We start from the raw sequence: 12,610 nt of genomic DNA, 5'->3' as shown, positions 1-12,610 counted from the left end.
TCGTCAGGGCCGCGATGAGCGAACAGGAACGCCGACCGGAGACAGACGGTCGCGACTTCGCCGACGCCATGTGGTCAGTCCCCAGCTATCTTCTCGCCGGGATGGCGGTCTACGGCGGCATCGGCTGGTTGCTGGACCGTTGGCTCGACCTGTCCGCGTTCTTCCCCATAGGCATCGTCCTGGGGCTGGTGCTGGCCGGCTACGCGGTCTACCGACGGCACGGTCGCTAGCCCCACGCCGCGACCGCTTCGCCGAGGAAATTCCTGTGATCCACTACGACGTTGAAGGGAACGCCGCGTGAGTGCGCTGACGGTCCTAGCGGCACCACCGGGTGAGTTCGGTGCGCCGACGCCTGGCGAGCTGTTCGACCTGCCCCCCATCATTCCCGGGGTCGCCTGGTTCACCAAGCCGGTCCTGCTCGCCATTCTCAGCTCGATCATCGTGATCGGCGTGTGCTGGGCGGCCTTCGCCAAGCCGAAACTCGTCCCCCGGGGCATCCAGAACGTCACCGAATATGGCTACATGTTCGTTCGTGACCAGGTCGCCCGGCCCTTCCTGGGCAAGGACACCGACCGGTGGATGGGCCTGCTCGTCAGCGTCTTCTTCCTGGTGCTGGTCTGGAATCTCATGGGCGTCATCCCCTTCCTCCAGTTCCCGGTCGCCTCGCACATCGCCTTCCCGTTCGTGCTGGCGCTCTCGATCTACGTCCTGAAGATCTACCTGGGCGTCAAGCACCAGGGTGGCATCGGCTACTTCAAGAACATGATGTTCCCGCCGGGGCTGCCGAAGCCGATCTATCTACTGCTGGCCCCGATCGAGTTCCTCTCGAACATGATCATCGCGCCGTTCACGCACGCCGTGCGACTGTTCGCGAACATGTTCGCGGGCCACATGCTGCTCGCCTTCTTCAGCATGGTGGGTTTCTGGTTCCTCTTCGAGAAGCTGACCCTGCCGGGCTCCACCATCGGTGTCCTCGGCGTGGTGATGACCATCATCCTCACCGGCTTCGAGATGTTCATCCAGTTCCTGCAGGCATTCCTCTTCGCGATGCTGGCCGCGATGTACATCGGTGGCTCGCTGCACGCGGAGCACTGAACCCCATACCGGAATATCCATGACCGGTGAGACTCCACTTCACCGGCCGTCCAGTAAAGGAATAAGAGCAATGGGTCTTCTCGCTGAGGTCTCCGGCAACGTCACCGCCATCGGTTACGGTCTCGCCGCCATCGGCCCCGGCATCGGCGTCGGCATCATCTTCGGTCAGGGCGTGCAGGCCATCGCCCGCCAGCCCGAGGCCTACGGCCTGATCCGCCAGAACATGCTCCTCGGCTTCGTCCTCACCGAGGCCCTCGCCCTGATCGGTCTGGTCGCGCCGTTCATCTTCCAGGCTCTCTGACGGCCAGAAGCATCCCCTGACGAAAGGCTGCACCCATGAACATGGCAGCTACGCTCCTCACAGTGGCGGCGGAGGAGGGTGCCAACCCCCTCATGCCGCACACTTACGAGCTCGTCGTCGGCATCTTCTCGTTCTTCGTCGTCGTTCTCGTCGTCGGCAAGATGCTCGTCCCGCGCATCCAGAAGACGCTGGCCGAGCGCACCGACGCCATCGAGGGCGGCATCAAGAGGGCGGAGGAGGCCCAGGCTCAGGCCCAGGCCCTGCAGCAGCAGTACGCCGAGCGGCTCGAAGAGGCGCGGCGCGAGGCGGCCAGGCTCCGCGAGGAAGCTCGCGAGCAGGCCGCGCTGATCAAGGCGGAGCTCCGCGAGGAGGCGCAGGCCGAGGCCCGTCGCCTCGTCGAGGCCGCACACGCCCAGATCGAGGCCGACCGCCAGGCGGCGTTCGCCCAGCTCCGCACCGAGATCGGCCGTCTGTCGACCGACCTGGCCGGCCGCATCGTCGGCGAGTCGCTGACGGACGAGGCCCGGCAGAGCCGCATCGTCGACCGGTTCCTCGACGAGCTGGAGAGCTCCAACGCGCAGGCGGTGCGCTAATGCGCGGCATGAGCAGAACCTCGCTGGCAGAGGTCGAGGAGCGCTTCAACGCGGTCGCGGGCAGCGCTGACCTCGGCACGCTCTCCGACGAGCTGTTCGCGGTCGCGGATCTGCTCGACCGCGAGCACGGCCTGCGCCGGGCGCTGTCCGACCCGGCGAGGCCCGCCGAGCAGAAGGCGCAGAGCGTGCGCGTGCTGCTGGAGGGCAAGGTCAGCGAGTCGGCGGTCGCCACCACCGAGGCCGCGGTCTCGGCCCGGTGGTCGCGCGTCGGCGACCTGGCCGACGTGATCGAGCGGCTCGGCGTGGTCGCGGCCGCCGCCGAGGCGGAGAGCCAGCGGCGGCTCGACGACGTGGAGGACGAGCTCTTCCGCTTCGGCCGCATCGTCGCCGCCAACCCGTCGCTGCGCCGCGCGCTCAGCGACGCCGGCGCCCCGGCGGAGGGCAAGCGCGAGCTGCTGCGGTCCTTGCTCGAAGGCAAGGTCGCGCCCAGCACGATGCGGCTCATCACGCAGGTTGTGGTACATCCACGAGGACGTAGCCTGGAGACAGGGCTGGAGGAGTTCGGCCGGCTGGTGGCTCAGCAGAGCCGGCGCCTGGTCGCCGTGGTCCGCAGCGCGGTCGAGCTGACCGAGGAGCAGAGGCAGCGTCTCATCACGTGGCTGCGCTCCTCCTACGGCCGTGACGTGCACCTGAACGTCGAGGTGGACAAGCGAGTGCTCGGTGGGTTCTCGGTCCGCATCGGCGACGAGATCATCGACACCACCATTGTGGGACGAATCGAAGAAGTCCGCCGCCGGTTGGCCGGCTAGGCGAATAGGGAGACAGAGTAGAGATGGCGGAGCTTACGATCCGGCCGGACGAGATCCGGGACGCGCTTGAGCGCTTCGTCCAGGCGTACGAACCGGAAGGCGCCGCGCGCGAGGAGATCGGGACCGTCGTCGACGCCGGCGACGGCATCGCCCATGTCTCCGGCCTTCCCTCGGCGATGGCGAACGAGCTGCTCGAGTTCGAGAACGGTACGCGCGGCCTGGCACTTAACCTCGACCCGCGCGAGATCGGTGTCGTTATCCTCGGCGAGTTCGCCGGCATCGAGGAGGGCCAGACGGTCCGCAGGACGGGCGAGGTCCTGTCCGTGCCCGTCGGCGACAACTTCCTCGGCCGCGTCGTCGACCCCCTGGGCAAGCCGCTCGACGGCAAGGGCGCGATCGAGCACGAGGAGCTGCGCGCCCTGGAGCTGCAGGCCCCGTCGGTCGTCCAGCGGCAGCCCGTGAAGGAGCCGCTGCAGACCGGCATCAAGGCGATCGACGCGATGACCCCGATCGGCCGCGGCCAGCGTCAGCTGATCATCGGCGACCGCGGCACCGGCAAGACCGCGATCGCCGTCGACACGATCCTCAACCAGCGCGAGGGCTGGCTGTCGGGCGACCCGGAGCGCCAGGTGCGCTGCGTCTACGTCGCCGTCGGTCAGAAGGGCTCGACGATCGCGCAGGTGCGTTCCCGCCTTGAGGAGGCGGGCGCGATGGACTACACGACCATCGTCGCCGCCCCGGCCTCCGACCCCGCGGGTTACAAGTACATCGCCCCCTACGCCGGTTCGGCCATCGGCCAGCACTGGATGTACCAGGGCAAGCACGTCCTCATCATCTTCGACGACCTCACCAAGCAGGCCGACGCCTACCGCGCGGTCTCGCTGCTGCTGCGCCGCCCGCCGGGCCGCGAGGCGTTCCCCGGTGACGTCTTCTACCTCCACTCCCGCCTGCTGGAGCGCTGCGCCAAGCTCTCCAACGACATGGGCGCGGGCTCGATGACCGGTCTGCCGATCATCGAGACCAAGGGCAACGACGTGTCGGCGTTCATCCCGACCAACGTCATCTCCATCACCGACGGCCAGTGCTTCCTGGAGACCGACCTGTTCAACGCGGGCGTCCGTCCCGCGATCAACGTCGGTATCTCCGTCTCCCGAGTCGGCGGTTCGGCCCAGGTCAAGGCCATGCGCAAGGTGGCCGGCACGCTCAAGCTCTCCCTGTCGCAGTACCGCGACCTGGAGGCCTTCGCGGCCTTCGCCTCCGACCTCGACGCCGCCTCCCGGGCCCAGCTCGACCGCGGTCAGCGTCTGGTCGAGCTGCTCAAGCAGCCGCAGTACTCACCGTTCCCGGTCGAGCGTCAGGTGGTGTCGGTGTGGGCCGGCACGACCGGTGAGCTCGACGAGGTGCCGGTCGAGGACGTCCGCCGCTTCGAGTCGGAGTTCCTCGACTACCTGGCCTCCTCGCACAAGGGCATCTTCGACGGCATCCGTGAGACCAAGGAGCTGCCGGACGACGCGGCGACCGCTCTCAAGGACGCCATCTCGGAGTTCAAGAAGGGCTTCACCACCTCTTCGGGCGAGCTGCTGGTGAAGGACGAGCCGGTGGCGCCGCTCGAGGCGGACGAGGTCGGCCAGGAGAAGATCAAGAAGGTCGTCCGTCCGGCGACGGGGAAGTAGCACATGGGTGCCCAGCTAAGGCTGCTGCGGCGGCGGATCAACTCGGTCAAGTCGACCGCGAAGATCACGCGCGCCCAGGAGCTCATCGCCTCCTCACGGATCGTGCGGGCGCAGCAACGGATGCAGGCGGCGCTGCCGTACGAGCGCGAGATCACTCGCGCCGTCACCGGCGTCGTCAGCAACGCGGCCAGCGTCGACCATCCGCTGACCGTGGCGAAGGAGAACCCCGCCAAGGCGGGCGTCCTCATCGTCACCAGCGACAGCGGCTTCTGCGGCGGCTTCAACGCCAACGTGCTGCGTGAGGCCGAAGCGCTGCGCGGGCTCATCGAGGGCCGCGGGATGCAGTACATCCCGTTCGTCAGCGGGACCAAGGGAGTCACCTGGCACACCTTCCGCCAGCGCGAGATGGGCGGTCAGTGGACCGGTTTCTCCAGGAACCCGTCGTACGCCGACGCCAAGGAGATCGCGACCACGCTGATCGACTCGTTCAAGGACGACAACGGGATCGACGAGATCCACATCGTCTCGACGCAGTTCGTCTCGATGCTCACGCAGAACGTCGTGGTCCGGCGGATCCTGCCGCTCGAGGTCGAGGTGACCGAGGCGACGGAAGCCACCGTGATCCCGCCGTACTTCGAGTTCGAGCCGACCGCCGGCGACGTGCTGGAGTCGCTGCTGCCGCGCTACGTGGAGTCCCGCATCTTCACCGCGCTGCTGCAGTCGGCGGCCTCCGAGGAGGCCGCGAGGCGGCGCGCGATGAAGTCCGCGACCGACAACGCCAACGAGCTGATGCGGATTCTCACCCAGCAGATGAACCAGGCTCGCCAGGCCGAGATCACCCAGGAAATCAGCGAGATCGTCGGTGGCGCCAACGCGCTCGCTGACGCCGCAGCGGGGAAAGAGTGAAATGACTGCAGAGGCTGTTGAAACTGTAGAAACCCCCGCGGCCGGCACTGGCCGCGTGGCACGTGTCACCGGCGCCGTCGTCGACGTGGAGTTCTCCGTCGAGACGATGCCGGAGATCTATAACGCGCTCAAGGTCGACGTGACCCTCGGCGGCGAGACCAGGACCCTGACCCTCGAGGTGGCCCAGCACCTGGGCGACAACCTCGTCCGGGCCATCTCCATGCAGCCGACCGACGGCCTGGTCCGTGGCCAGGCGGTGACCGACACCGGCGGCCCGATCTCGGTGCCCGTCGGCGACGTCGTCAAGGGCCACGTGTGGAACGCGCTGGGCGAGACGCTCGACGTGCCGACCTCGTCGCTCAAGATCGAGGAGCGGTGGGGCATCCACCGGCCGTCGCCGCCCTTCGACCAGCTCGAGTCCCGCACCGAGCTGCTGGTCACCGGCATCAAGGTCATCGACCTGCTCACCCCGTACGTGCAGGGTGGGAAGATCGGTCTGTTCGGCGGCGCGGGCGTCGGCAAGACCGTTCTGATCCAGGAGATGATCCGCCGCGTCGCCCGTAACTTCGGCGGCACCTCGTGCTTCGCCGGGGTCGGCGAGCGCACCCGTGAGGGCAACGACCTCTGGCTGGAGATGGAGGAGGCGGACGTCCTCAAGGACACCGCGCTCGTCTTCGGCCAGATGGACGAGCCGCCGGGCACCCGGCTGCGGGTGGCGCTGTCCGCGCTGACCATGGCGGAGTACTTCCGCGATGTGCAGAAGCAGGACGTGCTGCTGTTCATCGACAACATCTTCCGCTTCACGCAGGCCGGTTCCGAGGTCTCCACGCTGCTCGGCCGCATGCCGTCCGCGGTGGGTTACCAGCCGACGCTGGCCGACGAGATGGGTGTGCTCCAGGAGCGCATCACCTCGACGCGTGGTCACTCGATCACCTCCATGCAGGCGATCTACGTGCCCGCGGACGACATCACCGACCCGGCTCCGCACAACGCGTTCGCGCACCTCGACGCGCAGACCGTGCTCTCGCGGCCGATCTCGGAGAAGGGCATCTACCCGGCGGTGGACCCGCTCGACTCCTCCTCCCGGATCCTCGACCCGCAGATCGTGGGCGAGGAGCACTACCGGGTGGCCCAGGAGACCAAGCGGATCCTGCAGAAGTACCGCGAGCTCCAGGACATCATCGCCATCCTCGGCATCGACGAGCTCTCCGAGGAGGACAAGGTCACCGTCCAGCGGGCCCGCCGCATCGAGCGCTTCCTGTCGCACCCGATGTACGCGGCCGAGGCCTTCACCGGCCAGCCGGGCGAGACCGTGCCGCTGGACGAGACCATCGCCTCGTTCAAGGGGCTGTGCGCGGGCGAGTACGACCACCTGCCCGAGCAGGCGTTCTTCATGGTCGGTGGCATCGACCAGGCCGTGGCCAAGGCCAAGGAACTCGAGAGCCGCTAAACCGCCCTCTTATGGTGGTGGCGCGGCGGCCGGCCGTGCCACCACCTGATCGGAAAGGAACCTACACCAGTGGCTAAGCTACGCGTAGGGGTTGTCTCACCCGAGCGTGAGATCTGGTCGGGCGAGGCCGACATGGTGATTGCCAAGACCGTGGACGGCGAGATCGGTATCATGCCGCAACACGCACCCGTGCTCGGCGTCCTCGTCGAGGGCGGCGTGCTGCGCGTGAAGCGGGAGGGTGAGTCCGACCTGGTCGCCGCGGTTCACGGGGGCTTCATCTCCGTGGCCGACGACGAGGTCTCGGTGCTCGCGGAGGCGGCCGAGCTCGGTTCCGAGGTCGACGTCGCCGCGGCCCGTGACGCTCTCGACCGCGCGCAGGCCTCTGTCGAGGCCAACCAGGAAGACGCCGACGCGGCGCTCGAGGCCAAGCGGGCTCGGGCACGGCTGCGCGCGGCGGGCGAAGAGGTCTGACTTACACGAGCCTTTGGGGGGCGGCATGGTGGCAACGTTGGTGATCTGCGCGCTGCTGGCCGCCGCCCTGGTGGGCGCGCGGGTGTTCATGGTGGCCCGCCGCGGCAACGTACCGTGCCGCCTGAAGGCGGGCGACGGGGGGTGGCGTGCCGGAGTGGCACGCTATGCCGACGGAGAACTCCACTGGATCCCGCTCCTGGGTGTGCGACTGAGGCCGCGCCACGCGATCGCGAGGCGCGGCCTCGTCGTTTCCGGGCGCAGAGAGCTCGACAACGGGCTGTACGCCGTCGACTGCTCCGGCTCTACCCGTGACGTCTCGCTGGCGATGAGCGCCGACGCCCTGACCGGTTTCCTGGCCTGGCTGGAGTCGGCGCCGCCGAGCGCCTATCTCGACGTCGCCTGACCGGCTAGCGGGTGCCGCCGGGCTTCCAGAGGATCTCGTCGCCGTCGTGGGCGATCCTGCACAGGATGAAGAGCAGGTCCGACAGCCGGTTGAGGTAGGTGGCGGTCAGCGGGTTCATGTCCTCGTGCTCGTGCAGCGCCGCCCACGTGGTGCGCTCGGCGCGGCGGACGGTCACGCGCGCCAGGTGGAGCGCGGCGGTGGCGGGGTCGCCGCCCGGCAGGATGAAGCTGCGCAGCGGCTTGAGCCGCTCGTTGAAGAGGTCACACTGCTCCTCCAGCCAGTCGATGTACGACTGCTCGACCCGTAGCGGCGGGAACTCGGGATTCTCGGTGATCGGGCTGGACAGGTCGGCCCCGAGGTCGAACAGCTCGTTCTGGACGCGCCGCAGCACCGGTACGAGGTCGCCGGGCAGGGTGTCGTGCGCCAGGGCCAGCCCGAGATGGGCGTTGGCCTCCTCCACGTCCGCGTAGGCGGCCAGCCGCGGATCGGTCTTCGAAGTCCGGCTCATGTCGCCGAGCGTGGTGGTGCCGTCGTCCCCCGTGCGGGTGTAGATACGGGAGAGGACGACCGGTTTGTCCTTGTCTGCGCGCGTCATGTGCTCAGCGTAATGACAAATGTCATCCGGAACGGACGCGGATCACACCCCAGGCCGCTGATTTCCACGACTACCAGGCGAATGCCGCACGCGCCACGATCTATCCATGACGAAGGAGAGGACCTGATGCTCGAGATAAGCGGGCTGCGCAAGCGCTTCGCCGGAGGCCCCGGGGCGCCCGAGGGAAAGCAGGCCCTGGACGGGATCGGCTTCACCGTCCGGCCGGGTGAGATGTTCGGGTTCGTGGGCGCGAACGGCGCGGGCAAGTCGACGACCATGCGGATCGTCATGGGCGTGCTCAAGGCCGACGCCGGCACCGTGAGCTGGCGCGGCGAGCCCATGACGCACGCCGACCGCCAGCGCTTCGGCTACATGCCGGAGGAGCGCGGCCTCTACCAGAAGATGCGCGCGGGCGAGCAGATCGAGTACTTCGGCCGGCTGCACGGGATGAGCCAGGCCAACGCGAAGAAGGCCACCGAGGACCTGCTGGAGCGGCTCAGCCTGACGGACCGCAGGAACTCCAGCGTGGAGTCGTTGTCGCTGGGCAACCAGCAACGCGTCCAGCTCGCGGTGGCGCTCGTGCACGACCCCGAGCTGCTGATCCTGGACGAGCCGTTCTCCGGTCTCGACCCGATCGCGGTCGACGCGCTGGCCACGGTGCTGCAGGAGCGGTGCCGCGGCGGGGTGCCGGTGATCTTCTCCAGCCACCAGCTCGAACTGGTGGAGCGGCTGTGCGACTCCGTGGGCATCGTCTCCGCGGGCCGGATGGTGGCCAGCGGCACGGTCGACGAGCTGCGCGCCGCCGAGGGCGGCATGCTGCGGGTCGTGGTCCGCGACCCGGCCCCCGGGTGGGCCGACGGCCTGCCGGGTCAGGTCAACGTGCAGGGCAACCGGCACGTGCTGGTCACCGAGGACGGCGACGACCAGGACATCCTGCGCCGGGCCATCAAGGCGGGACACGTCGAGCACTTCGGGGTCGAGCAGCCGACCCTCACCGAGATCTTCAAGGAGGCCGTGGCGTGAACGGGATGATGCTGGTCGCGCGGCGGGAGATCACGACGCAGATACGGACCCGGTCGTTCGTCATCAGCCTGCTGGTCACCGTCGTGGTGGTGGGAGCGCTGGCGTTCGCGCCCAAGCTGTTCGACCGTCCTGACTCGTACACGATCGGCACCGTGAACTCGCAGCAGCTGCCGCTGGAAGCGGCGGCGCCGGACATCGAGTTCGAGTGGCGCAGCTTCCCCGACGAGGCCGCGGCCACGCGGGCCGTGCTCGACGGGGACGTGGACGCGGTCCTGGTCGACGGGGCCAAGGTGTTCACCGACGGGCAGATCGAGACCGAGCTGGGCGTCCTCCTGCAGAGCACGCACCGCGAGGCGAAGCTGGGCGCGGCCGGGGTGCAGATCGCGCCCCTGCAGATGGAGTCCGTCGGCGCGGACACCCGTTACCAGGCGGCCAGGACCGGCATCGCCGTGGTGCTGGTGCTGGTGCTGTTCATGCTCATCCTCGGACAGGTCATGATGGTCGCCATGGGCGTGGTGGAGGAGAAGGGCAGCCGGATCGTGGAGATCCTGCTCAGCTCGGTGCGCCCGTGGCAGCTCCTCGGCGGCAAGGTCATCGGTCTGGGCGTGCTCGGGCTGATCAACCTCGGCGCGATCCTGGTGGCCGGCATCGGCGCCTCGTTCGCCTCCGGGTTCGCCGCCGACTTCCCGCCGGGCATGACGGGCATCGTGGCCGGGGTCCTCGTCTGGTTCGTGCTCGGCTACGCGTTCTTCGCCACGCTGGGCGCCGCGCTGGCCTCTCTGGTGTCGCGCCAGGAGGAGGTCGGCAACGTGATGTCGCCGATGACCATGCTCATCATGGCGGCCTACTTCGTGGCCTTCTACGCGACCACCGACCCCACCGGCACCCTCGCCACGATCGTCTCGTTCGTCCCGCCGTTCTCCTCGATGGTGATGCCGGTGCGGATGGCGGCCACCGAGGTGCCCCTCTGGGAGGTCGCCGCGTCCGCCGGGCTCATGGTGCTGGCGGTGCTGGCCATCCTGGCCTTCGGGGCCAAGGTGTACGAGCGCGCTGTCCTGCGTACCGGGGCCAGGGTGAAACTCGGCGAAGTGCTGCGCGCGAAGTAATGAACGAGATCGACCGGGCGAGACGCAAGACCTGGTGGATGCTGGCGACTCTGGTGGGCTTCCTGTGGCTGTTCACCGGCACCCGCGTGGTCTTGTCGGCGCTCAACGGGGAGCCGCTTTCCTGGGCCCGCACCGTGCCTGCGATGATCTTGATTGCTGGTTTCACCTGGGTCTACCTGCGTATCTCCGCGGCCCTGACCGAGCGCCGCTACCCCGTCCGTGAGGTGGCGGTGGCCGGGGCGACGGCCGTCGTGACGGCGGCCGTCGGCGGCGCGGACCCGATGTCCTTCGGCTTCGTCCTGATCGCCTGGCTGGCGGTGGCCTCGCTGGAGGTGCCGTCCAGGGTGGCCATCCTGATGGCGGTGGGTACGTTCGTCACGGGCGTGGGACTGGCCTACGTCACCTACCTGAGCGATCCGGGCCACCTGCTGGGCGGTGACTGGAGCGCGGGCCGGAACCTGCTGTACCTGGCCCTCATGTACGGGGTGTTCTGCGCCGCCTTCCCTCCCACGAACCGGGTGTGGATGTGGTTGCTGACGCTGACCATCCAGGCGCACGAGGGCAGGGAGGCGCACACCCGCCTGGCCCTGGCCGAGGAGCGGCTGCGCTTCTCCAGGGACCTGCACGACCTCGTGGGGCACCGGCTGTCCGCGATCGCGGTCAAGGCGGGGCTCGCCGTGCGGCTCTCGGACCAGGACCCGGCGGCGGCCAGGTCGCAGATGGCCGAGGTCAACGAGCTCACCAGGACGGCGCTGCGCGAGCTGCGGCAGGCCGTGCGCGGCTACCGCGAGCTTGACTTGACCGCCGAGCTGAATAGCGTGAAAGACGTGCTCGAAGCGGCGGGCATCGCGTGCCATACCCGGCTGCCCTATCGTGACCTGCCGGGCGAGGTGGCGCCGGTGTTCGCCTACGTGGTGCGCGAGGCGGTGACCAACGTGCTCAAGCACAGCACCGCCACCCGCTGCGACATCCTCCTGCGGTTCACCGAGGACGAGGCGGAGCTGCGCGTGCACAACGACGGCGCCGGCACGCTGGACGGTGCGGGGACCGGTAGCGGGCTGCTGGGGCTGGAGGAGCGGGTGGCCGCCGTGGGCGGCGAGTTCACCGCCGGGCCCGACGGCGACGGGGGGTTTCTGCTCACCGCTGTCGTGTCCTTGCCCGTACGTGGGTAGGGGGCATATATCCCCATGGAGGAGGTGGCATGCGCGTCCGGGGCAATCCCAAGGGTCAGGTGGTGCGGCTCGGCGCCCGGCTCGACGCGGGCACGTCGGCGGGAGTGCGCGAACGCCTGCACGAGGCGGTCGAGTCCGGCGCCGGCGACCTGATCCTCGACCTTTCCGAACTGGAGATGATCGACGCCACCGGCCTCGGCGTGCTCGTGGGCACGCACAGGCTCGCGCTCGACATAGACCGCCGCGTGGTGCTGCGCGCGGTGCCGCCGCGGATCATGCGGATCCTGGCGGTGACCCGGCTGAACCGGGTCCTCCACGTCGAAGCGCACACCGCCGCGGTGGCGTGAATCCGTATTTCGCCGGATTCGGACGTTGAATAACGGGGGACCGCAAATTGCGGAGGGCGGCCGTTACGGCGTCAGCGCCCGGAGGAAGAGATGGACGGCCACGCCCACGAGTTCGTCGAGCTCCGGCGGCCGGTCGGCCAGCAGCCATTCGATGAGCAGCTCCTGAAGCCCGCCAATTACCCCCAGCGCCACCAGCCGCCGATTCACCCCCGGCGCCTGCGGGAAATCGGCCCAGGCTTCCTCCACGAGCCCGGCGAAGGAGTCGATGGCGCGCTGCCGCGACATCATCAGCACATCGCCGGATCTGCGCACCTCCACATGCATGATCCGGGCCCTGCGCCAGTCGGCGGTGGTGAACTCGATATAGGCCCGAATTCCCGCCCTGATCCGGCCGTCCAGCGTGTCGGGCGCGTCCTGCACGGCCTTCGACACCACGGCGAGGCTTTCTTCGACGCAGCGCTCGTGCAACGCCTGTAAGAGTTCCTCCCGGCCGCCGAAACATTCATAGAAGGCGCGGTTGGAGATCCGCGCCTCGGAGCACAGCCTTTCGATCGTCGTGGCCGCGAAACCAGGCTTCGCGTATAGCGTGTAGGCGGCTGTCATCAGCCGCTCGCGTCTGTCGGCCAGCCTTTGTTCCGCTGACATCCCCCGGTAAGACCGGTTCAC

At 68.6% G+C, this 12,610-nt stretch carries 16 protein-coding genes; 14 read left to right on the top strand and 2 right to left on the bottom strand.

Annotation, left to right across the window (positions count from 1 at the left end; translation table 11 throughout):
• Positions 1 to 14: 14 nt before the first annotated feature.
• From ABD999_RS07805 to ABD999_RS07760, 10 genes are all read left to right on the top strand, one after another.
• The gene (locus ABD999_RS07805) at positions 15 to 230 is read left to right on the top strand and encodes an AtpZ/AtpI family protein (RefSeq protein ID WP_187281350.1); all 216 of its coding nucleotides are present in this window, start codon (positions 15 to 17) and stop codon (positions 228 to 230) included.
• 67 nt (positions 231 to 297) lie between these two features.
• Positions 298 to 1,095 (top strand): F0F1 ATP synthase subunit A, encoded by a 798-nt coding sequence (gene atpB, locus ABD999_RS07800; RefSeq protein WP_271280216.1) that lies wholly within the window; start codon positions 298 to 300, stop codon positions 1,093 to 1,095.
• A 70-nt stretch (positions 1,096 to 1,165) separates the two neighbouring features.
• Positions 1,166 to 1,396 (top strand): ATP synthase F0 subunit C, encoded by a 231-nt coding sequence (gene atpE / locus ABD999_RS07795; protein WP_148033915.1) that lies wholly within the window; start codon positions 1,166 to 1,168, stop codon positions 1,394 to 1,396.
• A gap of 35 nt (positions 1,397 to 1,431) precedes the next feature.
• Positions 1,432 to 1,989: a F0F1 ATP synthase subunit B gene (locus ABD999_RS07790; protein ID WP_148033914.1), complete on the top strand. Its 558-nt coding sequence runs from the start codon at positions 1,432 to 1,434 to the stop codon at positions 1,987 to 1,989.
• Positions 1,989 to 2,798 carry a F0F1 ATP synthase subunit delta gene (locus ABD999_RS07785; RefSeq protein WP_271280215.1) on the top strand — a complete coding sequence of 270 codons (810 nt, stop codon included), beginning with the start codon at positions 1,989 to 1,991 and terminating at the stop codon, positions 2,796 to 2,798. Before ABD999_RS07790 ends, ABD999_RS07785 begins: the two co-directional genes overlap by 1 nt.
• A gap of 23 nt (positions 2,799 to 2,821) precedes the next feature.
• Complete coding sequence (gene atpA / locus ABD999_RS07780) at positions 2,822 to 4,471, top strand: F0F1 ATP synthase subunit alpha (RefSeq protein ID WP_271280214.1); 1,650 nt, start codon at positions 2,822 to 2,824, stop codon at positions 4,469 to 4,471.
• 3 nt (positions 4,472 to 4,474) lie between these two features.
• Entirely contained in the window at positions 4,475 to 5,377 is a 903-nt protein-coding gene (locus tag ABD999_RS07775) for a F0F1 ATP synthase subunit gamma (protein WP_148033911.1), read from the top strand.
• Between the two features lies 1 nt (position 5,378).
• Entirely contained in the window at positions 5,379 to 6,827 is a 1,449-nt protein-coding gene (atpD, locus tag ABD999_RS07770) for a F0F1 ATP synthase subunit beta (RefSeq protein ID WP_271279427.1), read from the top strand.
• Positions 6,828 to 6,896: 69 nt separating this feature from the next.
• Complete coding sequence (locus ABD999_RS07765) at positions 6,897 to 7,298, top strand: F0F1 ATP synthase subunit epsilon (protein WP_148033909.1); 402 nt, start codon at positions 6,897 to 6,899, stop codon at positions 7,296 to 7,298.
• Positions 7,299 to 7,323: 25 nt separating this feature from the next.
• Positions 7,324 to 7,701: a DUF2550 domain-containing protein gene (locus tag ABD999_RS07760; protein WP_148033908.1), complete on the top strand. Its 378-nt coding sequence runs from the start codon at positions 7,324 to 7,326 to the stop codon at positions 7,699 to 7,701.
• Positions 7,702 to 7,705: 4 nt separating this feature from the next.
• Here ABD999_RS07760 and ABD999_RS07755 read toward each other — a convergent pair whose 3' ends face one another.
• Positions 7,706 to 8,296, bottom strand: a complete 591-nt coding sequence (locus ABD999_RS07755) for a cob(I)yrinic acid a,c-diamide adenosyltransferase (protein ID WP_271279426.1) — start codon at positions 8,294 to 8,296, stop codon at positions 7,706 to 7,708.
• A gap of 126 nt (positions 8,297 to 8,422) precedes the next feature.
• On the opposite strand from ABD999_RS07755, the gene ABD999_RS07750 reads away from it, so the two are divergent.
• Genes ABD999_RS07750 through ABD999_RS07735 form a run of 4 tightly spaced genes read left to right on the top strand, consistent with a single transcriptional unit; the run spans position 8,423 to position 11,944 of the window.
• Positions 8,423 to 9,319: an ABC transporter ATP-binding protein gene (locus tag ABD999_RS07750; protein WP_271279425.1), complete on the top strand. Its 897-nt coding sequence runs from the start codon at positions 8,423 to 8,425 to the stop codon at positions 9,317 to 9,319.
• A 5-nt stretch (positions 9,320 to 9,324) separates the two neighbouring features.
• Positions 9,325 to 10,425 carry an ABC transporter permease gene (locus tag ABD999_RS07745; protein ID WP_246641218.1) on the top strand — a complete coding sequence of 367 codons (1,101 nt, stop codon included), beginning with the start codon at positions 9,325 to 9,327 and terminating at the stop codon, positions 10,423 to 10,425.
• Positions 10,425 to 11,597: a sensor histidine kinase gene (locus ABD999_RS07740; RefSeq protein WP_271279424.1), complete on the top strand. Its 1,173-nt coding sequence runs from the start codon at positions 10,425 to 10,427 to the stop codon at positions 11,595 to 11,597. The genes ABD999_RS07745 and ABD999_RS07740 overlap by 1 nt, the downstream gene beginning before the upstream one ends.
• Before the next feature lie 29 nt (positions 11,598 to 11,626).
• Complete coding sequence (locus ABD999_RS07735) at positions 11,627 to 11,944, top strand: STAS domain-containing protein (RefSeq protein ID WP_148033903.1); 318 nt, start codon at positions 11,627 to 11,629, stop codon at positions 11,942 to 11,944.
• Positions 11,945 to 12,007: 63 nt separating this feature from the next.
• On the opposite strand, the gene ABD999_RS07730 is transcribed toward ABD999_RS07735, so the two are convergent.
• The gene (locus ABD999_RS07730; RefSeq protein WP_271279423.1) at positions 12,008 to 12,547 is read right to left on the bottom strand and encodes a TetR/AcrR family transcriptional regulator; all 540 of its coding nucleotides are present in this window, start codon (positions 12,545 to 12,547) and stop codon (positions 12,008 to 12,010) included.
• Positions 12,548 to 12,610 lie beyond the last annotated feature (63 nt).

The organism is Nonomuraea ferruginea (assembly GCF_039540635.1).
GTDB lineage: Bacteria > Actinomycetota > Actinomycetes > Streptosporangiales > Streptosporangiaceae > Nonomuraea > Nonomuraea ferruginea.
The sequence above is the reverse complement of the archived record's forward strand: the minus strand, read 5'-3'. Positions and strand labels throughout refer to the sequence as shown.

Bases quoted from the DNA above. Each gene is read 5' to 3' on its own strand.
- ABD999_RS07775 (WP_148033911.1), top strand. From the start codon at position 4,475: ATGGGTGCCCAGCTAAGGCTGCTGCGGCGGCGGATCAACTCGGTCAAG.
- ABD999_RS07805 (WP_187281350.1), top strand. From the start codon at position 15: ATGAGCGAACAGGAACGCCGACCGGAGACAGACGGTCGCGACTTCGCC.
- atpA (WP_271280214.1), top strand. From the start codon at position 2,822: ATGGCGGAGCTTACGATCCGGCCGGACGAGATCCGGGACGCGCTTGAG.
- ABD999_RS07785 (WP_271280215.1), top strand. From the start codon at position 1,989: ATGCGCGGCATGAGCAGAACCTCGCTGGCAGAGGTCGAGGAGCGCTTC.
- ABD999_RS07760 (WP_148033908.1), top strand. From the start codon at position 7,324: ATGGTGGCAACGTTGGTGATCTGCGCGCTGCTGGCCGCCGCCCTGGTG.
- ABD999_RS07755 (WP_271279426.1), bottom strand. From the start codon at position 8,296: ATGACGCGCGCAGACAAGGACAAACCGGTCGTCCTCTCCCGTATCTAC.
- ABD999_RS07730 (WP_271279423.1), bottom strand. From the start codon at position 12,547: ATGACAGCCGCCTACACGCTATACGCGAAGCCTGGTTTCGCGGCCACG.
- ABD999_RS07790 (WP_148033914.1), top strand. From the start codon at position 1,432: ATGAACATGGCAGCTACGCTCCTCACAGTGGCGGCGGAGGAGGGTGCC.
- ABD999_RS07745 (WP_246641218.1), top strand. From the start codon at position 9,325: ATGATGCTGGTCGCGCGGCGGGAGATCACGACGCAGATACGGACCCGG.
- atpD (WP_271279427.1), top strand. From the start codon at position 5,379: ATGACTGCAGAGGCTGTTGAAACTGTAGAAACCCCCGCGGCCGGCACT.
- atpE (WP_148033915.1), top strand. From the start codon at position 1,166: ATGGGTCTTCTCGCTGAGGTCTCCGGCAACGTCACCGCCATCGGTTAC.
- ABD999_RS07735 (WP_148033903.1), top strand. From the start codon at position 11,627: ATGCGCGTCCGGGGCAATCCCAAGGGTCAGGTGGTGCGGCTCGGCGCC.
- ABD999_RS07740 (WP_271279424.1), top strand. From the start codon at position 10,425: ATGAACGAGATCGACCGGGCGAGACGCAAGACCTGGTGGATGCTGGCG.
- ABD999_RS07750 (WP_271279425.1), top strand. From the start codon at position 8,423: ATGCTCGAGATAAGCGGGCTGCGCAAGCGCTTCGCCGGAGGCCCCGGG.